The organism is Neobacillus sp. SRL179, assembly GCF_984799095.1.
Window position 1 is genome coordinate 2920286 of sequence record NZ_OZ481792.1, and the last position, 17877, is coordinate 2938162.

Sequence of the window (17877 nt, forward strand, 5' to 3'; positions counted from 1 at the left end):
ATAGGTATTATTCTTCTAAACAATCTATTTTGATTAAAAAGTAAGTCCGCCCCCGTCCACTGAAAGAGTTACCCCAGTAATAAAGGAAGCTTCATCAGATGCTAAAAATAATACGGCATTTGCCACTTCCTCGGAAGTCCCAATTCTTCCAAGAGCATTTGCCTTTGATATAATCGGCCATTTACGCTCATTCTGTTTCCAATTATCAATAATTTTTGTATCCATTACTCCTGGTGCAATGGCATTCACTCGAACATTGTACTTCCCATATTCGAGTGCAGCATTTTTGGTCAGGACAATAACACCTGCCTTAGAAGCATTGTAAGCGGATACAAATTTTTGCCCCTTTAATCCTAATAAACTCGATGTGTTGATAATCGCTCCGCCGCCAGATTGGATTAATTCAGGGACAGCGTATTTAATGCCGAGAAATACTCCTTTTAAGTTAATATCGATTACTCGATCCCATTCTCCTTCCGACAAATCCACACTTCGCACTTCGGAATTACCAATACCGGCATTGTTAAACATAATGTGTAAGCTTTTATATTTACTAACTGTGACAGAGATGAGTTCTTTTACCTGCTCTGCTTCTGCGACATCTGTCCTAACAAAAATTGCCGAACCCCCAGTTTCCACAATCTGGCTGACTGTTTCCTCACCAGCATTGGAGTCAATGTCGGCAACTGTCACTTGTGCAACTTCTTTTGCAAAGGGCTCGACCAATCCCGCTGCCATCTCCTGTAATAATCGCAGTTTTACCATCTAATTTCATAATACCCAGCCCTTCTTCCTGGTTATCTACATTTTGATGTAAATCAGCCTATACTAACCAGTTAGTATGTTACCTATAATTATACCTACAAATTTTAAATATTCAAATACTTTTCTAAATATTCTAATTAATACCCAATAATAATTAGGGTCGTCTTGTTCTAAATTTATAATTATTTATAAATATAAAGACCGAGAAATTTATCCTTTCTCGGCACTACAGTTTTAATATCTCTTAAACGATTTCTTTTGTTTGTTCATCACTTCATATGATTTTTCAATTATATCCGTTAAGACATCACCTTTATAAATTCTGCCAAGCTTAATTCCCTGTTGATAATATTCAACAATTTCATCAAGTTTCGAAGAAGTTTCTTTCGTGATCCTTACGTTTAATTGAATTCTTTCGTTCTCATTCATAATATAACACTCCTGTACTAGCTTTAGCATTTTGCTAGCAATTATCTATTTAATTGTTATTAAGTGCTATTATACCATAATTCTACATTTTTTTCATAAAAAATGATACTGATGGATGCCTTGATTATCCCTCTTCACTAAATAGACTGACTTTTTATAAATATTAAAAAATTAGTTGGGAATTTATAGATTATTTTTTGACGGCCTTGGTACATGAAATAGTGTTGTTTTACTAATATTAACATCAGGAGGCGTGCAATTAATGATTTTTCCGTGGATACTTGGCATTATACTGGCAGCTCAACCAATAAATTCTCCAGATCATATAGCGATTACTAAAGATGGGCAAAATATCATAACCATTAATCGATTAGATTTTTCCTATCCTTATACGGACTTACCACTTATTGACTCAACCAAATATAATGATTTTTTAGATCAATTGGACAAGCAACTTTCCACTGAACCTAAAAATGCAAGTTTGGATTCAGGTGGAAACATATTAAAAGAACAAATTGGAACACGAATTCATCGTCAAGTTTTTACAGAGCAATTTTATGCTTTTCTGTTTTCACATAAATCAGGAAAAATGGAAATTCCCATGCTGTCCGTTTATCCTAAAGTTGACAGTGAATTACTTGCAGATATTCGAAGTATGCGAATTGGCCGCTATTTTACCTCTTTTAATGCACAAAATAAAACAAGAACCAAGAATATTGAATTAGCTTCAAAGGCAATCAATAACCATGTAATCTTTCCTGGGGAAACGTTTTCTTTTAATAAAGTAGTTGGAAAACGCACAACAACAAAGGGCTATATGCGTGCACCGGTAATCATAAGAGGGGAATTTTCCGAGGACATTGGCGGGGGGATCTGTCAAGTATCGTCTACCCTTTTTAATGCTGTTGATAGTGCGGGGCTTAAGATTGTTCAGCGTTTTTCTCATTCTAGAAAAGTTCCCTATATTCCACCAGGTAGAGATGCCACCGTAAGCTGGTATGGACCTGATTTTGAATTTAAAAACAATTATAATCAACCAGTGTTAATCCAAGCTAAAACATTTGGAAATATGCTCATCATTAAATTATATTCATCAGAGGGGATTGAGTATAAACCTCGAAAAATTCCCAATGCACCCTATTAAAAAAGGTCCGCACAAATGCGGACCTTTTTATTGTAACGAAACTTTATTCACTTCGTTTATTTCTTAAAGCACTTTCTAACAATTCCTCGGAAAACTCTGTCATTGCTGCATTGTCCATCAAATTAAGATTTGTTTTTGATGAAAAGTTCTTAATTACATTTTGTAACGGGCGGGTAATATCTCTCGACTTCCCTCTTGTTACACCCAAAAAAGCAGCACTTATCCCAATTCCTAATATGGATGCCCACATTGTCCCTCTGCTTTTTCGTTTAGGTGCAAACATTTTAAAGAACGGTTGCCTTTTAATACTTTTCATCTACAGCACTCCTTTTGCAAAGCTATAGAAGGATAAGATCCCCTTCACTTGTTTAATTTGTGCATTTTGATTGGGAATATGTTTAGAAAACAGTGCAAGCTCTGTTAATAAATGACTAATCCTATTCTTTTATTTATTTGAACACGGAAAGAACCTCTTATCATCCCTTATCATACAATGCAAAAAAAAGATAATTAGGTGGTATCTATGGGAGGCTTAACATATTTCGATTTTTTGGCAAAGTTTGGCGTGGGAGGAGCTCATCCTGGTGGATTCCTTTTAACACAAAATATTCTCTCCAAGGAAAATATTTCAAATCACTCAACTGTTTTAGATGCAGGTTGCGGTACGGGACAAACCGCTGCCTATTTGTATCAACAATATCAAGCAAACGTGGTTGGTTTAGAAATCAATCCGATCATGGTTGAAAAAGCAAAAAGTCGCCTTCACACACTACAACTCCCTGTTCAAATCCATCAAGGATCAATAGAAGAAATTCCTTTTGAGGATGGTACGTTTGATTTTATTCTATCCGAATCGGTTTTAGCCTTTGTCAACAAACCTAAAGCTTTAAAAGAATTTTACCGAGTGTTAAAAAAAGGCGGCCGTTTAATTGCAAATGAAATGACGATGAATATGCGGCTTAGCCCTCATGAAGAAAAGGAAATAATGGATTTTTACTCAGTGGACAGTTTATTATTGGAAGAAGACTGGTCCAACATAATTCAAGGGACTGGTTTTGATAACCTTAAATTAAAAAAACCAAAACAATCCCTTAGTCATGGTAACCAAACACCTGAATTTAACTTTTCTAACGATTTTGAACCTGAGCTTTTTTATATCTTAAATGAACATGGAAATATGATGATAAAGTATCAAGATATTTTAAGCTACAGGATCATTACTGCAACTAAATAAAGAATTTTTAGTCGCCCCCCTTTTCACTATTCTAATAATAAACGTATATTTTTTTCTAATGGTTGAAAAATAAAGGGGTGAAAGGTGGGGTATTAATGGATCAAACATTGGGATATTTAAAAGAAATAATATCAAATTATACTGACGACCATACTGAGGGAAAGCATATTTACAAGAAATTGACAGAAGGTGACTTTACTTCAGAAGGATCCTTTGTGCGAAATTTAAACCAAAAAGAAATCAACTTTTTAAACAATATACTACCCGAGGAAATAAATTACGCTAAAGCCGAAAAAGATGAAAAAAGAGCCTATCAGCTAAACGAAGTATATGAGCTACTATTTTAAGCTAAAAAAGATGGCAGGAAATTCTGCCATCTTTTTTGGAAATATTTCATTTTTCGCAAACTATTTCCTAGGTAAGCGCAAAGTACGACAAAACTTACTTTAAGACGCGGACATATTTCACTACATTACGACAAAAATTGTGTGAATTTTACAATAATTAATTATGAATATTCGGAAGACCAACTAATATCGACATAACACCTTATCCTGAGTGGGATGGCTAATGGATATCTTTTTTCTTGAATCTTCCCCCACGCACTTCTGCGATATCAGCAACTGCTAGAAAGGCACTATCATCATTCTCGGTAACAATTTCTTTTAGCTTTGCCTCTTCAAGTCGATTAATAACACAAAAAATCACTTTTTTATCATCACCTGAATAGGCTCCTTCTCCATTGATGTAAGTAACACCACGACCCAAGCGGTTCATAATCGCATCGCCAATTTGCCGGGAATGGTCACTTATAATCCACACAGATTTTGATTCGTCTAGACCTGTAATAGTAATATCTATTGTTTTGTACGCCACAAAATAAGCTATTAACGAATACATTGCACGATCCCATGAAAAAACAAATCCAGCACTGCCCAGTATGAAAAGATTAAAGAACATAATAATTTCCCCAACCGAAAACGGAAGTTTGTTATTGAAGAGTATTGCAAGAATTTCGGTACCATCCAATGAACCCCCGTACCGAATAACTAAACCTACCCCTATGCCCAGTACAATCCCTCCAAAAACAGTCGCTAACAGGATGTCTTGTGTAAATGCTGGTACAGGATGGAGTAAAGTGGTTCCAATTGAAAGTATTATTATTCCATAAAGAGTAGATAAAGCGAAGGTTTTTCCAATTTGTTTGTAACCTAGAAAGAAAAAAGGCATATTAAGGAGGAAAATAAAAACCCCTAATTTCCATCCTGTTAGATAGGATAACATGATGGAAATTCCCGTGATTCCACCATCAATGACATTGTTAGGAACGAGAAAAATTTCAAGTCCCACAGACATTAGGATAGCACCAAGTGTTATTAATAATATTCGTTTAAAAATCTTACCTTTCGTCAAACCCCTGTGCTGAACCTTTGTCATAATGGCTTCTTGCTGTTCATGTAAACTAAGTTCTTGAATTCCTGTCATTATCTGGCCCCTTTCGAAGTATACTTCTTTGTTTTAGTATAACGAATTTTTTGTTCTATTTATATTGATATGCTTAATTTCCTTACATTGATTTTCAGAAACAAAACCTTTTCCATATAAAAAACTGCCTTTTTCAGGCAGCTTAATTTCCTAACTGGGGTCAACCTCATCAAGAGAAACAGTTGTTACACTTGTATATTCTCCTTCGTTAATCTCATTTTGGGTTGCGCTTTGATCTAATTCTTCCTGATCATCCATCCCTGGAGCAATGGTTGGTTCTTTTTTCTTTAACATGTTAGTCAACTCCTTCAGGGGATTATTTTCCCAAAGTTTTTAGTTATTATACCTATTTAAACAAAGTAACAATTAGCTTTGATTAAAATGAAAAAGAAGCTACTTCATTTTTGAAGTAACTCCTTAATGATTATTAACACCTTAGGGGACCCAACCATGGACATCAACCGTTTATTTCAAGTATCATTTCCATTTAGTTATGGTTCAAGCTAAACGGAAACTTTGAAATCACAGCCGATGTGTGTTTGTTCCGTAGAAGGAATTAATTCACATGTGATTTAATGGAATTCAAATTCCTAAAAGAAACAATTTACCTGATTGACATGGTTTAAGACTCATTATTCCTTTTTTGGATTATGGTTCTCTTGGCAATACAACTTTAAGATTAGGTTTCAGCTATTGATACATCTTAATAAAGTTCTTTAATAAGATGTACTAACCTATAAATTCTAAATTTCTACCTTTGATATGATCTCTATAATTTTCATAGATATCAGTTATAAAAAGTTTCTATTTTGAATTTATGCCTTTTCATTAGATATTGTATCGCTCCACCTACCAAAAAGTTAATTCGGAATAACCTTACTATTACTCGTTCACTAACGGAACGAACACGTATGGTTGAGCCTCCTAAGATGTTAACTTTCTATTTCCTTTTACATTTATAGTATATCACGTAACTTTTCTAATTAATCAAAAGGTTGTGACGAATACGTGAACTTTTGGGATTAATTGTAAACTTTTGAGATTTTCATAATACTTCCTTTTTATCTAATTAATAATTGGATTATTAAAATTGTCTTTAACTGGAATTTTATATTCTTTGATTTTCTCCTCAACCTGGTATTTATGTTCAGAAAATTTATCATTAAATGGAATCGTAACAGTACTACCGTCTGCCATCTCAAATTTATATTGATAAAAACCCGTTGTGCCCTGATGGTTCCTATAAATAATATGCACCTTTGCCATATCATTCCATTTAAATTCTTTTTCATTGATGGATATTAAACTATTATAATGAACCCCTTTATCGTCCAAATAATAATAATTAGTTAAGCTTACTATAAATATTGGTATACTGAAAATTAGTAATAGAGCAATACTTCCTTTCAATCTCCTTCCCTCCCATCTATGCCTAAAGATGAGATAGACCGACAAAATGACAGCAATATATATCATTGCAGCCATGAAAGTGATATAGGCCGAAAACGGTGTTGAAAAAAACCAATAGGAGCGTGAAAAATAAACTATACTCTGATAAGATGAAACAATGACAAATGGGGCAAAAAAACTGCTAATAAACAAAATAATCGTATAAGCAACCAGCTTTACATGATACTCCTCGTCCACTTCTTTTCTTCTTATTAATAGCATGACATCCCCCTTAACAAACAGTGAAAGTGCAACTTAATATGTAATAATGCTTCATTCTCTATAAAGTTTTCTTTACTAATTACTAGTTCACTGAATAATATTTATCTATTGTATAGTTTGACGAAATTTTCCAAAAAAAGTTTCATTCCCAATAAAAAAACCCAATCAATAGGATTATTATGTTAAAACATACAAGCATACTCGAAAGTAGGTAAATAATTTTAAAATTCGTTATCCCCTTACATAAGCAATCCATTTCTCCACATACTACCTTTGTAATTTACTACTTAGTTGGAAGAAGGATTATAGATGACCGTAGGAGTACAAGTTAAACAAGCATTAGCCAGTTTAAAAAGTGCACAAGCAAGTTTTGAAACTTTCGCACTAGCAACAGAAAACAAAAATGCCAAACAACTTTATCAACAGGCAGCTCAACAAACACAATCTGTTCTTGATAGCCTTGAACCCCGGCTCCAAGAAATATTGTCAGAAGAACCACAATACAATCAATAAAAAGAAGGATCGGTTGGCAAATCTGCCAGCCCCTTTTTCATTTTCAAATTCCCTATGAGAGGAAGTTTTGTTGATGACCATTGCTGCAAATGTCAAGCAATGTCTTGCTGCAATAAAAGGAATTGAAGCACAGCTGTCTTCATTAGCATTAAATTCACTTGATGAGGAAGCCAAAGCTGTTTTTCATGAAACCAGTTTAATAATGGGTGGTGTAAAAAAAGATCTACAATATCGGGTTTTAGAACTTGAACGAGATGAACCACAATATAAAGAATCATAAAATTTTGAGGTGAGGAACATATGCCAGGTTGGACTTTTATTATCAGTCGTTCAATAATTTTCTTGCTGCTCTTATTTATTACTACAAAAATACTCGGCAAGAAACAAATTTCCGAACTTTCATTTTTTGAATACGTTGCGGGAATTACCATCGGAAGTATTGCTGGCGAAGTGGTTACGGGACTCGAGGCAAACATGGCTCACGGAGCTATCGCTATCTGTGTATTTGGGTTTGTTACCTTTTTGGTAAACTTTTTATCCATTAAAAGTAAAAAATTCAGTGATTTTGCTGAGGGAAAAGGCACTGTCGTGATTCAGAGTGGGAAAATTTTAGAAGATAATTTAAAAAAGGAAAAGTATACAATCGATGAACTTTCAGCATTGCTCCGTCAAAAGGATATTTTTAGGATCGCTGATGTTGAATTTGCGGTATTGGAACCTAGGGGGAACTTAAGTACCTTATTAAAAAGGGAAAATCGGCCGTTAACTCCGAAAGATTTACAAATGAAAGTGCCTAATGAGAAAGAACCACAAACAGTCATTATGGATGGGAATATCCTTGATGACCCCTTGCGATGTGCTGGAAAAGGCAGAGGCTGGCTAAACTCCGAATTAGAAAAGCTAGGGGTAACTCTCGATAATGTTTTTCTGGGTCAAGTTGATTCATATGGTGAGCTTACAGTTGATTTATATGATGATAAAATTCAGGTTCCAGTACATTCTCAGCGTCCCTTATTATTAGCTACTTTAAAAAAAGTACAGGCCGATTTAGAGATTTTTTCTCTTGAAACAAATTCTGAAAAATCAAAAGTGATGTATAAGAAAAATGCTGCACTACTCGAGAAATCAATTGAAAAACTATCTCCATATCTCAAATAGTAAATGTATAAAAATCCTTATCAATTGATAAGGATTCATTATTTTATCGGATTGAAAGATCTTATGCACCAACATTTTGGATATTAGACTTTACTATTTTGTTTGATAAATAGCTATGCAGAACCATTCCAACCATTACCAATGCCATTCCGGCCCATGAAAGTACGGAAGGCATTACCGAATGTAAGAGGAACAATTCTCCTACAACAGCAAATAAAACTTCCATAGATTGTGTCGCCTCAACAGCAGCGAGTTTTTGCATGTTTCCCCTTACAAGATCTGTTGCATGAAAAAATAGAACCGTAGCTATTACCCCTGAAGATATGGCAACAAGACCCGATTGAACAGTTTGACCTAAACTTGGGATTCCATGGTTGACTAATTCATAGATCGATAAAATTAGCCAAAAGGGCAGACTTGCTAATGTCATTCCCAATACCCGTTGGAAAACATCAAGGCGGCCACCACATACCTCCATCATTTTTCGATTCCCTAAAGGGTAGGCAAACGAAGCTACTACCACTGGTAAAACACCTAACGCTATAGCTAAAATGGATAAATGATTAGCTTGTTCTACTTGCATTAAAATAATGCCCAGTAAAATAATGAAAGACATACCCAATCCTTTGAAAGGAATTTTACCCTTCAATTGGATGATTCCTTTGTCTGTATTAACATTCTCATAAAAAAGTGGTGCCAGTAAAGAGCCTGAAATAATTGTAATTTGCCAGGTAGCTGCAATTAACCAGCCTGGAGCAAATGCAGCCGAAAAACAAATAGGGCCATAAAATAACCCAAAACCAATCGTACTCCATGATAACCATGCAACAGGCCGCTGTTTCATTTCGATGAGTAATGGTTTTAAATTTTTCCTGCCAATAACAATCAAAAATAAAAAGGGAACCATAAAGAAATACCTTAAGGAGGCACTCCATATCCAGCTCCCCCCTGCCAAATCCATCGATCTATTTAAAATAAAGGTAAAGGCAAAAAAGAAAGCAGCAAATATACCAATTATGATGGGCCGCATGTTCCATTCTCCTTTTTTACAGTTTCTTCTCTAATGAAAACATATCTTCTTCAAGAGTCATCATTTTTTGTTCAACTAATTTACGGGCGTCGTTGACTGCTGCATTGTAAAAGTATGGACCAAGCCCATTTTTAATGAAATCAAAGGCATTTTCAGCAGCAATCAAGCCAATTTCTTCATTCCGTTCTTCATAAAAAAAACGTTGTATCTCTGAAATCATATGATCTTTTTGCTGCTTTGTGAATTTAATTATCAAAATAATCACCATCCTTCTTATGTATATAGTGTATTTTCCATTAAAAAAAGGAAACCATCAAGTGATTTCCTTTAAGTTATTTTTGAAATTAGCTGCTTTCTTTATACAAACTCTTAAATAAGTACTTTCTGCTCATAAATGCAAGTGAAAGCGAACAAAGGAACAAAATAGAGGCAATTATAAATGTTGCTCTTACTCCCCATTCTTCAGTAATCCATCCCATCACTAAAGAGGATATTCCAAATGCCCCCAAAATCATTGTTCCTCGTGCTGAGTAAACCTTAGCGAGTAGTTGTTCACGAGCACTATACTGAATAATGGTGGTCTCTGCTACATCCCTTGCCATTTGTGGAAGCCCAAATAAAAATGAGCAAAGAAGGGCAAACCACGGAATGGAGGTGGTTCCAAACAACAAAGTAATAGCCATTAAACTACAGGTTGACCAAAGAATGGTCTTTCCTAAATTTCTTTCTAAGACCTGCGAAAAACGGTAAATCAATATCCCGCCAAAAAGCATACCCGCAAAAAAGGAGCCATTAATAAACCCCCACCAGCTCTCCCCTTTGTTTAAAGCATCGGAAACGTAAATAAATAGAATCGCCGCAATCCAAACTCCGTTGGCAAAGGTTTCAAGGATATTCATCATACTAATTGTTCGAAGCTGCCGTGAATTCCAAATCAACCCCCAACCCTCTTTTAATGTATCTTTACGTGACATGTTACCCTGATCCGGTTGGGTCCCGACATGAACAATACAACTCATAAAAGTAGTAGAGAAAAGGTAAAGACCAAATGTAATCCAAAGGATTTCATCTGCCCCTTGTGCGACTAATAAAATACCTCCGATTGGCCAGGCAATTAGCTGAACGATTTGATCTGAAATAGAAAGTAAACTATTAGTTTTCATAAGGTTTCTTTCGTCCACAAGACTGGGAATTAAAGCATTTCGTGGTGGAGATGCCCACCCATCTAAAAAAGAAATAACACTAATTAATAAATAAATAAAATACAGCAAATTATCTGTTAAATCGTTTAAGTATAGGCACAACACAAATAACAACAATGTTTTGCCACTTTGTGAATAAACTAATACGGCTCTAAGTTTGTATTTGCTAATTATGAGGGGTGCTAATAACCCACTGAACAATGCTGAAGTTGTATTAAAGAACGGAACTAGTGACATATAGGTTACAGAGCCAGTTGCATCAAAAATTATTTTTATTAAACAAACTATATATAAAATATCACCTAAATTAGCTAACATTTGCCCAAACCAAAGAAACCGAAAAGAACCTCGTTTTCCGAATAAAATAGACATCATGTACCCTCACTTTTTTATTAAATTTTCATATAAAAGTAAGGGTTTATTTACATCGGACATCCTCCTGAACTTGCTAATTCATTTTCTTTTTAGTATATCAGATTTCTGAATTGTATGTTAATCTTAAAAATGCGAATACAAAATTTTTGTTAGCATAAAATATTTTGTTCTTCTAAATGCAGGTTAGTTTGAAACTTTATAATCCATTATTCGTACATTGGATGATTAAAAATATGATAAGTGAGGTTGGTACAATGTTTGGAAAAGTTGCAGCAGATATTTTAGGATTAAGCGATGTAGGTGCAGTTATTAAGCCGCAAGATTATGATAAGGTTGATGCAGACGATTATGTCATGCATGAAGACAATGAAAAAATATATTTTTTAATAAAATCAAAGTCTGATGAATATTGTTTTACCAATAATGCCCTCATTCATTTAGATGGAACTAGTGCAACAAGTAAAAAAAGGATGCTGCACCGTTATAGCTATGCAACGAATCAAATTTCAGAAGTGAAATTGGAAACTGCGGGTACGGTCGATCTTGATGTCGAAATAAAATTTAAAATTGGCTCTGAACCCTTTTCAATCGATGTTCACAAAAAACATATTGAGGAAATAAAGGATTTATATAAAGCACTTATAAAAATTTCTGAGATCTCCCATGAAAATGAAATTAGTCTTCAGTTCTCCAAACAAAGCCTTGAATTAGCCTCAACAACACTTGGGCGTGTAACAAGTTCTGACAGTAATTTAGTGGTTCAATTCAAAATGCTTAATCAAGCTGCGTTCCAATGGTTAGAAGATAGCAAAAAACAATATTGTGTGAAGGATTTTGGTTTTGTTTTTGAAAAATACATTAACAATTAAAAATAAACGAACCCAAAGCTAGAGATTTACTAGAAGCTTTGGGTTCGTTTTATTATTTATATTCAATTATTACATCTTCAATTGGCAACCGTGTTGAGCCAAATGCAGGTGCAGCAGCTTTGCCTAGGGGAATTAAAACAATTGGGAAAAATCTCTCTGACACATTAAATTTTTCAATAAATTGTTTTTTATCAAATCCTCCCATTGGGACTGTATCATAACCTCTATCCTTAGCTAATAGCATTAACTGCATTGAAACAAGACCCGCATCAAAAGCAGCAATGTTTTTTCGCATCTCTTCAGGGGCTTTAGGATACGTATTTTGTGCACTAGCGATTAATCGCTCCATATTTGCTTCATCCATAAAACCAGCTTCGTGTGCACTGTGGTAAACCTTCTCAATACTATTATACATTTCTTTATCGCCTAATACGGCAATTACTGCGGATGCTGTTTCAACCTGTTCTTGATTGAAAGCAATCGCTCTAAGCTCTTTTTTTGTTTGTTCGTCTTGAAACACCATAAAGCGCCATGGTTGAAGGTTACTTGAAGACGGAGCGGATGTCGCCTCTTTTATTATATTTTCAATCTCTTCTTTTGAGATAATATAGGTTGAATCATATTTTCTAACAGAGTGACGTTCTTTTATTACATCAGATAAGCTTTTATTTAACACTGAATGCATGAATGATCCTCCTTGATTAAAAATACTTACAAAAAGTAAGTTAGTTTGATTATCTTACTATTGTAGATTCGTACAGTCAAGCAAATTGAATTTGTTAAAATTTTATAAAAAGACCGTATAAATAATAATAAATGGCGTCCACTTAAAAAGTGAACGCCTCTTGGTATTATTATGGGCTTGGCCTGTGAAACAGCCCCATTACTTCAATTGTTTCTGTAATATTAACAAAAGCACAAGCATCTACGTCTCCGATAAGGTTTTTCACCTCATTTAATTCGTATCGTGAGATGACCGTAACTAATACGCTGCGTTTGTCATTGGAATACCCGCCCACTCCATCCATAATTGTAAGCCCACGATACAGATTATTCAGCAAATGGGCCCGCATTTCTTCCCCTTTATCCGTAATAATCATTAACGTTAATTTGGCGTGGTCTGTATAGATCGTATCCACTACCTTACCGGTTACATAAATCGAAACTAAAGTATTTAGTGCCGCATCCCAATTAAAAAGGAAACCACTAATAATAATGACTAAAGCATTCATTCCAGAAAGTAATACTCCGATAGGAAAATCCTTTTTCCTGGAAACAATCATGCCAATAATATCAAAACCACCTGTCGAACCTGATGAACGAAAGACAAGTCCAACCCCAAGACCAGTTAGGGCTCCCCCAAAAATTGATGAAAGAATGGTATCATTGGCTAATGGTATGATTGGCACCACATAAAGACCTACAGAAATGATCAACACAGAAAATATGGTATTCATGATGAACTTTTTCCCCAACATCTTATAACCAAGAATAATTAAAGGTAAATTCAATAGGAGGTTAGCTAACCCTGTATTAAGAGGAGTAATCATCCCTAGCAAAATGGAAATACCACTTAATCCACTGCTTAACACCTCATGAGGGATCAAGAAAAAATTAAATGCTCCTACAACGATTAGAGATCCTAAAAAAACACCGATTAATTGCATGGTAAAAATCCTCCTTACCTGCACTTTACTATTTTAAAATCATACTAAATTCATTAAATTAAAGTAAACTTAATAGTTTTTTGCCAATAGAATAAATTATCAGACTAATCTATTTTTAATTCCTTTGGTAAATATTCCATTGACAACTGAGCGGTCATTATTATATTTTAGTACTATAATAAATTTATAGTTTAAATCCTCATCAAACCGATGAGGTAGAGGTCGCGGTTTTTATTAGTAATACGGATGAGATGAAGAGACATCCCAGACTCCGTATGAAAGGAAAAACTGCCGAAGCGTACTTTTTTCTCTATAAGAGTACGCTGGGTCTGTATTCGAATAGGAACAGAACTGTCACGTTTGACCTTACCAGTCCAGCGTGTTGAGCTATCTTTCGGAAGGTATGATGCGGGGTATTACCAATGCCATCGATTCTACTTCGATGGTATTTTTTATTCCAACACTCCTTCTCGAATTAGAAAACATTAGCTTTCTTCTGTCATCAACTAGGGCAGCACTTCAAAAGAAAAAGGAGTAATCTTAATGCAATCACAATCAGCAAGACCCCTTGAATATACAGATGGGCAAACACCTAATAAAGAAAATACCGAATTAAAACGTAGTCTAAAATCACGGCACCTAACAATGATTTCTCTTGGCGGGACAATAGGAACTGGACTTTTCCTTGCTAGCGGCGGAGCGATTCATTCCGCGGGACCTGGCGGTGCCATTCTTTCTTATCTCGTCATTGGGATAATGGTTTACTTTTTAATGCAAAGTTTAGCAGAAATGGGAGCCTACATGCCAGTCGCCGGTAGCTTTAGTACGTATGCTACAAAGTTTGTCGATCCTGCCCTGGGTTTCGCTCTTGGCTGGAACTACTGGTATAACTGGGCAATTACAATTGCTGCGGAATTAGCAGCTGTAACCATGATTATGAAGTTTTGGTTTCCTGATACCCCTTCATTAGTATGGAGCAGTATCTTTTTGGTTATCATGTTCTTATTAAATTATCTATCTGTAAAAGGATTTGGCGAAGCTGAATATTGGTTTTCTCTTATTAAAGTAGTAACAGTTGTTATTTTTATTGTTACCGGTACTTTAATGATTTTTGGAATTATGGGAGACCACACCATCGGATTCTCTAACTTTACAGTTGGTGACGCTCCGTTCCATGGTGGTTTTATGGCTATGCTAGGAATCTTTATGGCTGCAGGTTTCTCATTCCAAGGGACCGAGCTATTAGGCGTTGCGGCCGGCGAAACAGACGACCCAGGAAAATCTATTCCCCGTGCAGTAAAATCAGTATTTTGGCGAATTCTTTTATTTTATGTTTTAGCCATTTTAGTAATCGGACTTCTCATTCCTTATACAAACGAGAACTTGGCCAATGGCGATGTTTCCGTCAGCCCATTCACACTCGTTTTTCAAAAAGCAGGAATTGCATTCGCTGCATCTGTCATGAATGCTGTTATTTTAACAGCTGTATTATCGGCAGGAAACTCAGGGATGTATGCTTCTACACGAATGCTTTGGGATCTAGCCCGACAAGGCAAGGCTCCAAAATTTCTTGGTAAACTAAATAAAAATGGTGTCCCAGTCAATGCGTTAATCGCGACAACCTTAGTTGGAACCCTAGCATTTTTAGCATCTTTCTTTGGAGATGGTGTCGTTTATGTATGGCTTTTAAATGCTTCGGGTATGTCAGGCTTTATCGCATGGCTTGGAATTGCCATTTGTCACTATCGTTTCCGAAGAGCTTATGTTGCACAAGGTAAGGATTTAAATTTACTACCATATAAATCAAAATTCTTCCCCCTTGGACCAGTTTTTGCCTTTCTTGTTTGTGGGTTTGTTATTCTAGGACAAAATTACTCTGCCTTTATGGGTAACCATATTGATTGGAATAGTGTATTAGTTTCCTATATTGGTTTGCCATTATTTCTTATTTTATGGCTTGGGTATAAATTCACGAGAAAGACAAAGGTAATCCCTCTAGATAAATGTGACTTAACCGTTTAATTTTCCTCGACCAATCTTAGATTTTTATATAAACAAAAAAAACAGACCCTGCTGGGTCTATTTTTTTTTTTTTAACAGGTATACTTTAGGCTTCCTTCGTTGTCCACACATATAAATCTTCAATCTTACAGTTTAATTCCTTGGAAATGGTCATCGCCGTATTTAGGCTCATCACCTTTTTGGATAAATATTCATCAAGTTGTTCCCTTGGAATATTTGTATTCCTTTCCAAGCTATCCAAATTCATACCTTCTTTTAATAAGAGATCTTTGAGGTTACTTCTTTTTGCTTTATAATTTGTCAAAATGACACCTCGCTTTTGTAAAGTATACCATAGGTACATTATAATGGAAAGCCGAAAGGCGGTATTCTGTCTTTACAATCTTGCGCACGATTAAAGAATAAAATTTGTGTTATACTTAAAAGGGAATAGTAAAAGGGGTGTTAAAATTGAAAAACTCAAATAATCGGTATAATAGTGGTCAAACAGTAAACATCATTGAAACAGGTGAAGTTGTCACCATTTTAAAATGGCAATATGTAAAAAATATGAAAAGATATTCATATATCGTAAAAGAACACCCTGGTACATTTTTTTTCGAAGAGGAACTTCAAGATTCTTAAATTAAAAGGTAGAAACATCAAAAAGACCCATTCGCTTGAATGGATCTTTTTTGCTTTTAAAATTCGGCATTACCGGTTGTTCTTGGAAATGGAATCACATCTCTAATGTTTGTCATTCCAGTCAAGTACATAATTAACCGTTCAAAACCTAGACCGTAGCCAGAATGTTTCGTACCACCGTATTTTCTTAATTCAAGATACCACCAATAGTCTTCCTCATTCATGCCAAGGTCTTTAATCTTTCCAGCAAGTACTTCTTCTCGCTCTTCACGCTGACTTCCACCAATCAATTCCCCTATTCCAGGTACAAGTAAATCAGTAGCCGCAACCGTTTTATTGTCTTCATTTAAACGCATATAGAATGCTTTAATTTCTTTTGGATAATCCGTAACAAAAACTGGACGTTTAAAAACCTTTTCGCATAAATATCGTTCATGTTCTGTTTGCAAGTCAAGCCCCCATTCAACCGGATAGGCAAAGGTTTCACCTGATTCTTGCAATAATCGTATTGCTTCCGTATAGGTTACACGACCGAAATTTGCATCATGTGCATTATTTAATCGCTCTAATAAACCCTTCTCGATAAAACTATTAAAGAAATTCATTTCCTCAGGAGCTTGTTCCAAAACATAACCAATCACATATTTAACCATTTCTTCAGCTAAATCCATAATGTCTGGAAGTTCAGCAAAAGCAAGTTCTGGTTCAATCATCCAAAATTCTGCAGCATGTCTTGCAGTATTAGAGTTCTCAGCTCTAAATGTTGGCCCAAAGGTATAAACATTTCGAAATGCTAGCGCAAAAGCTTCAGCAGAAAGCTGACCACTAACCGTTAGATTCGTTTCTTTATTAAAGAAGTCTTTTGTTACATCTGTTTTACCTTCTTCATTTTTCGGAAGATTGTCCATATCGAGAGTTGTTACTCGGAACATCTCTCCTGCCCCTTCCGTATCACTGCCAGTAATAATTGGGGAATGGACATAAACAAATCCTTTATCTTGGAAAAATTTATGGATTGCATATGATGCTAGTGATCTCACACGGAACACAGCAGAGAACGTATTTGTTCTTGGACGTAAATGTGAAATCGTTCTTAAATATTCAAAGGAGTGCTTTTTCTTTTGTAATGGATAATCAACATTTGATGTACCTTCAATGACAATGTCAGTTGCTTTAATTTCAAATGGCTGCTTTGCATTTGGCGTATGGATAAAATCCCCCACTACCCTAATAGATGAACTAATTGGAAGCTTTGCAATTTCCTTAAAATTAACCAACTGCTCATCAAATACAATTTGTACCCCTTTAAAAAAGCTGCCGTCGTTTAATTCAATGAATCCAAAAGTTTTGGAATCACGTATTGTACGAATCCAACCAGACAATTGGACTTTTTGATCTATATAACTACCGGTATTTCTGTATAGATCCTTAATTAAGGTCTGTTTCATCAATTTTCCTCCTAAATCATATGTATAAGTTTTTGCGAATTGTCATTTGGATTCTAATAATAAAAAACCTTTCCTCCCAATGGGACGAAAGGTAAAAATCCTCTGACGATCATCTTTGTTCTTTTATCCCTTCAATATTATATAAAAATCATATCAATTAAGCAATATTCAACAAATTATCCTATTTTTAAAAGATAAAGGGATACATAATGATGCTTGCCATATTTTTGGATATGCCCAG

The 17877-nt window shown here is 35.1% G+C and carries 21 protein-coding genes, 1 pseudogene and 1 riboswitch; of the genes and pseudogenes, 9 read left to right on the forward strand and 13 right to left on the reverse strand.

What is annotated here, in order from left to right; genetic code table 11:
• Positions 1–33: 33 nt before the first annotated feature.
• Together AC4E8C_RS14285 and AC4E8C_RS14290 are read right to left on the reverse strand one after the other, a co-directional pair.
• A pseudogene (locus AC4E8C_RS14285) lies at positions 34–775 on the reverse strand (SDR family NAD(P)-dependent oxidoreductase).
• Between the two features lie 224 nt (positions 776–999).
• A complete protein-coding gene (locus AC4E8C_RS14290; protein ID WP_490207334.1) occupies positions 1000–1194 on the reverse strand; it encodes a hypothetical protein in 195 nt (64 codons plus the stop codon).
• Between the two features lie 262 nt (positions 1195–1456).
• On the opposite strand from AC4E8C_RS14290, the gene AC4E8C_RS14295 reads away from it, so the two are divergent.
• A complete protein-coding gene (locus AC4E8C_RS14295) occupies positions 1457–2338 on the forward strand; it encodes a VanW family protein (protein ID WP_490207335.1) in 882 nt (293 codons plus the stop codon).
• Positions 2339–2381: 43 nt separating this feature from the next.
• Here AC4E8C_RS14295 and AC4E8C_RS14300 read toward each other — a convergent pair whose 3' ends face one another.
• Positions 2382–2654, reverse strand: a complete 273-nt coding sequence (locus AC4E8C_RS14300; protein WP_490207336.1) for a hypothetical protein — start codon at positions 2652–2654, stop codon at positions 2382–2384.
• Positions 2655–2861: 207 nt separating this feature from the next.
• Here AC4E8C_RS14300 and AC4E8C_RS14305 point away from each other — a divergent pair, with 207 nt between their 5' ends.
• Both AC4E8C_RS14305 and AC4E8C_RS14310 read left to right on the forward strand, forming a co-directional pair.
• Positions 2862–3572 (forward strand): class I SAM-dependent methyltransferase, encoded by a 711-nt coding sequence (locus tag AC4E8C_RS14305; RefSeq protein WP_490207337.1) that lies wholly within the window; start codon positions 2862–2864, stop codon positions 3570–3572.
• Positions 3573–3667: 95 nt separating this feature from the next.
• On the forward strand, positions 3668–3919 hold the full coding sequence (locus AC4E8C_RS14310; protein WP_490207338.1) for a sigma-G-dependent sporulation-specific acid-soluble spore protein CsgA: 252 nt from the start codon (positions 3668–3670) through the stop codon (positions 3917–3919).
• A gap of 220 nt (positions 3920–4139) precedes the next feature.
• On the opposite strand, the gene AC4E8C_RS14315 is transcribed toward AC4E8C_RS14310, so the two are convergent.
• The 3 genes from AC4E8C_RS14315 to AC4E8C_RS14325 form a co-directional block, all read right to left on the reverse strand.
• Positions 4140–5009 (reverse strand): YitT family protein, encoded by an 870-nt coding sequence (locus tag AC4E8C_RS14315; protein WP_490212568.1) that lies wholly within the window; start codon positions 5007–5009, stop codon positions 4140–4142.
• A gap of 198 nt (positions 5010–5207) precedes the next feature.
• The gene (locus AC4E8C_RS14320) at positions 5208–5351 is read right to left on the reverse strand and encodes a hypothetical protein (RefSeq protein ID WP_490207339.1); all 144 of its coding nucleotides are present in this window, start codon (positions 5349–5351) and stop codon (positions 5208–5210) included.
• Between the two features lie 771 nt (positions 5352–6122).
• Positions 6123–6728, reverse strand: coding sequence for a hypothetical protein (locus AC4E8C_RS14325; RefSeq protein ID WP_490207340.1), 606 nt, complete (start codon positions 6726–6728; stop codon positions 6123–6125).
• 309 nt (positions 6729–7037) lie between these two features.
• On the opposite strand from AC4E8C_RS14325, the gene AC4E8C_RS14330 reads away from it, so the two are divergent.
• From AC4E8C_RS14330 to AC4E8C_RS14340, 3 genes are all read left to right on the forward strand, one after another.
• Positions 7038–7241, forward strand: coding sequence for a DUF1657 domain-containing protein (locus tag AC4E8C_RS14330; RefSeq protein ID WP_490207341.1), 204 nt, complete (start codon positions 7038–7040; stop codon positions 7239–7241).
• Between the two features lie 73 nt (positions 7242–7314).
• Positions 7315–7521 carry a DUF1657 domain-containing protein gene (locus AC4E8C_RS14335; protein ID WP_490207342.1) on the forward strand — a complete coding sequence of 69 codons (207 nt, stop codon included), beginning with the start codon at positions 7315–7317 and terminating at the stop codon, positions 7519–7521.
• Between the two features lie 20 nt (positions 7522–7541).
• Positions 7542–8399: a DUF421 domain-containing protein gene (locus tag AC4E8C_RS14340; RefSeq protein ID WP_490207343.1), complete on the forward strand. Its 858-nt coding sequence runs from the start codon at positions 7542–7544 to the stop codon at positions 8397–8399.
• A gap of 61 nt (positions 8400–8460) precedes the next feature.
• Here AC4E8C_RS14340 and AC4E8C_RS14345 read toward each other — a convergent pair whose 3' ends face one another.
• The 3 genes from AC4E8C_RS14345 to AC4E8C_RS14355 all read right to left on the reverse strand — a co-directional run bounded on the left by AC4E8C_RS14345 (position 8461) and on the right by AC4E8C_RS14355 (position 11006).
• Positions 8461–9429 (reverse strand): DMT family transporter, encoded by a 969-nt coding sequence (locus AC4E8C_RS14345; RefSeq protein WP_490207344.1) that lies wholly within the window; start codon positions 9427–9429, stop codon positions 8461–8463.
• A gap of 16 nt (positions 9430–9445) precedes the next feature.
• Positions 9446–9685: a DUF2164 domain-containing protein gene (locus AC4E8C_RS14350; protein ID WP_490207345.1), complete on the reverse strand. Its 240-nt coding sequence runs from the start codon at positions 9683–9685 to the stop codon at positions 9446–9448.
• An 88-nt stretch (positions 9686–9773) separates the two neighbouring features.
• Positions 9774–11006 carry an MFS transporter gene (locus AC4E8C_RS14355; protein WP_490207346.1) on the reverse strand — a complete coding sequence of 411 codons (1233 nt, stop codon included), beginning with the start codon at positions 11004–11006 and terminating at the stop codon, positions 9774–9776.
• A gap of 254 nt (positions 11007–11260) precedes the next feature.
• Here AC4E8C_RS14355 and AC4E8C_RS14360 point away from each other — a divergent pair, with 254 nt between their 5' ends.
• Positions 11261–11875: a PH domain-containing protein gene (locus AC4E8C_RS14360; RefSeq protein ID WP_490207347.1), complete on the forward strand. Its 615-nt coding sequence runs from the start codon at positions 11261–11263 to the stop codon at positions 11873–11875.
• 52 nt (positions 11876–11927) lie between these two features.
• Here AC4E8C_RS14360 and AC4E8C_RS14365 read toward each other — a convergent pair whose 3' ends face one another.
• Positions 11928–12560 carry a nitroreductase family protein gene (locus AC4E8C_RS14365; RefSeq protein WP_490207348.1) on the reverse strand — a complete coding sequence of 211 codons (633 nt, stop codon included), beginning with the start codon at positions 12558–12560 and terminating at the stop codon, positions 11928–11930.
• 169 nt (positions 12561–12729) lie between these two features.
• The gene (locus tag AC4E8C_RS14370; RefSeq protein WP_490207349.1) at positions 12730–13542 is read right to left on the reverse strand and encodes a YitT family protein; all 813 of its coding nucleotides are present in this window, start codon (positions 13540–13542) and stop codon (positions 12730–12732) included.
• A gap of 208 nt (positions 13543–13750) precedes the next feature.
• A riboswitch (Lysine riboswitch) is annotated at positions 13751–13940 on the forward strand.
• A 145-nt stretch (positions 13941–14085) separates the two neighbouring features.
• Between AC4E8C_RS14370 and AC4E8C_RS14375 the strand changes: the two genes are divergently transcribed.
• Entirely contained in the window at positions 14086–15564 is a 1479-nt protein-coding gene (locus AC4E8C_RS14375; RefSeq protein ID WP_490207350.1) for an amino acid permease, read from the forward strand.
• Positions 15565–15649: 85 nt separating this feature from the next.
• Here the strand turns inward: AC4E8C_RS14375 and AC4E8C_RS14380 are convergent, their stop codons facing one another.
• The gene (locus tag AC4E8C_RS14380; RefSeq protein WP_490207351.1) at positions 15650–15868 is read right to left on the reverse strand and encodes a helix-turn-helix domain-containing protein; all 219 of its coding nucleotides are present in this window, start codon (positions 15866–15868) and stop codon (positions 15650–15652) included.
• A gap of 146 nt (positions 15869–16014) precedes the next feature.
• On the opposite strand from AC4E8C_RS14380, the gene AC4E8C_RS14385 reads away from it, so the two are divergent.
• Positions 16015–16188, forward strand: coding sequence for a hypothetical protein (locus AC4E8C_RS14385; protein WP_490207352.1), 174 nt, complete (start codon positions 16015–16017; stop codon positions 16186–16188).
• A gap of 56 nt (positions 16189–16244) precedes the next feature.
• Here the strand turns inward: AC4E8C_RS14385 and asnS are convergent, their stop codons facing one another.
• Positions 16245–17636: an asparagine--tRNA ligase gene (gene asnS / locus AC4E8C_RS14390; RefSeq protein ID WP_490207353.1), complete on the reverse strand. Its 1392-nt coding sequence runs from the start codon at positions 17634–17636 to the stop codon at positions 16245–16247.
• Positions 17637–17877 lie beyond the last annotated feature (241 nt).

Coding starts and splice junctions, on each gene's coding strand:
- AC4E8C_RS14335 (WP_490207342.1), top strand. CDS start 7,315: ATGACCATTGCTGCAAATGTCAAGCAATGTCTTGCTGCAATAAAAGGA.
- AC4E8C_RS14340 (WP_490207343.1), top strand. CDS start 7,542: ATGCCAGGTTGGACTTTTATTATCAGTCGTTCAATAATTTTCTTGCTG.
- AC4E8C_RS14300 (WP_490207336.1), bottom strand. CDS start 2,654: ATGAAAAGTATTAAAAGGCAACCGTTCTTTAAAATGTTTGCACCTAAA.
- AC4E8C_RS14345 (WP_490207344.1), bottom strand. CDS start 9,429: ATGCGGCCCATCATAATTGGTATATTTGCTGCTTTCTTTTTTGCCTTT.
- AC4E8C_RS14315 (WP_490212568.1), bottom strand. CDS start 5,009: ATGACAAAGGTTCAGCACAGGGGTTTGACGAAAGGTAAGATTTTTAAA.
- AC4E8C_RS14360 (WP_490207347.1), top strand. CDS start 11,261: ATGTTTGGAAAAGTTGCAGCAGATATTTTAGGATTAAGCGATGTAGGT.
- AC4E8C_RS14295 (WP_490207335.1), top strand. CDS start 1,457: ATGATTTTTCCGTGGATACTTGGCATTATACTGGCAGCTCAACCAATA.
- AC4E8C_RS14330 (WP_490207341.1), top strand. CDS start 7,038: ATGACCGTAGGAGTACAAGTTAAACAAGCATTAGCCAGTTTAAAAAGT.
- AC4E8C_RS14365 (WP_490207348.1), bottom strand. CDS start 12,560: ATGCATTCAGTGTTAAATAAAAGCTTATCTGATGTAATAAAAGAACGT.
- AC4E8C_RS14370 (WP_490207349.1), bottom strand. CDS start 13,542: ATGCAATTAATCGGTGTTTTTTTAGGATCTCTAATCGTTGTAGGAGCA.
- AC4E8C_RS14290 (WP_490207334.1), bottom strand. CDS start 1,194: ATGAATGAGAACGAAAGAATTCAATTAAACGTAAGGATCACGAAAGAA.
- AC4E8C_RS14355 (WP_490207346.1), bottom strand. CDS start 11,006: ATGATGTCTATTTTATTCGGAAAACGAGGTTCTTTTCGGTTTCTTTGG.
- AC4E8C_RS14375 (WP_490207350.1), top strand. CDS start 14,086: ATGCAATCACAATCAGCAAGACCCCTTGAATATACAGATGGGCAAACA.
- AC4E8C_RS14325 (WP_490207340.1), bottom strand. CDS start 6,728: ATGCTATTAATAAGAAGAAAAGAAGTGGACGAGGAGTATCATGTAAAG.
- AC4E8C_RS14305 (WP_490207337.1), top strand. CDS start 2,862: ATGGGAGGCTTAACATATTTCGATTTTTTGGCAAAGTTTGGCGTGGGA.
- AC4E8C_RS14320 (WP_490207339.1), bottom strand. CDS start 5,351: ATGTTAAAGAAAAAAGAACCAACCATTGCTCCAGGGATGGATGATCAG.
- asnS (WP_490207353.1), bottom strand. CDS start 17,636: ATGAAACAGACCTTAATTAAGGATCTATACAGAAATACCGGTAGTTAT.
- AC4E8C_RS14310 (WP_490207338.1), top strand. CDS start 3,668: ATGGATCAAACATTGGGATATTTAAAAGAAATAATATCAAATTATACT.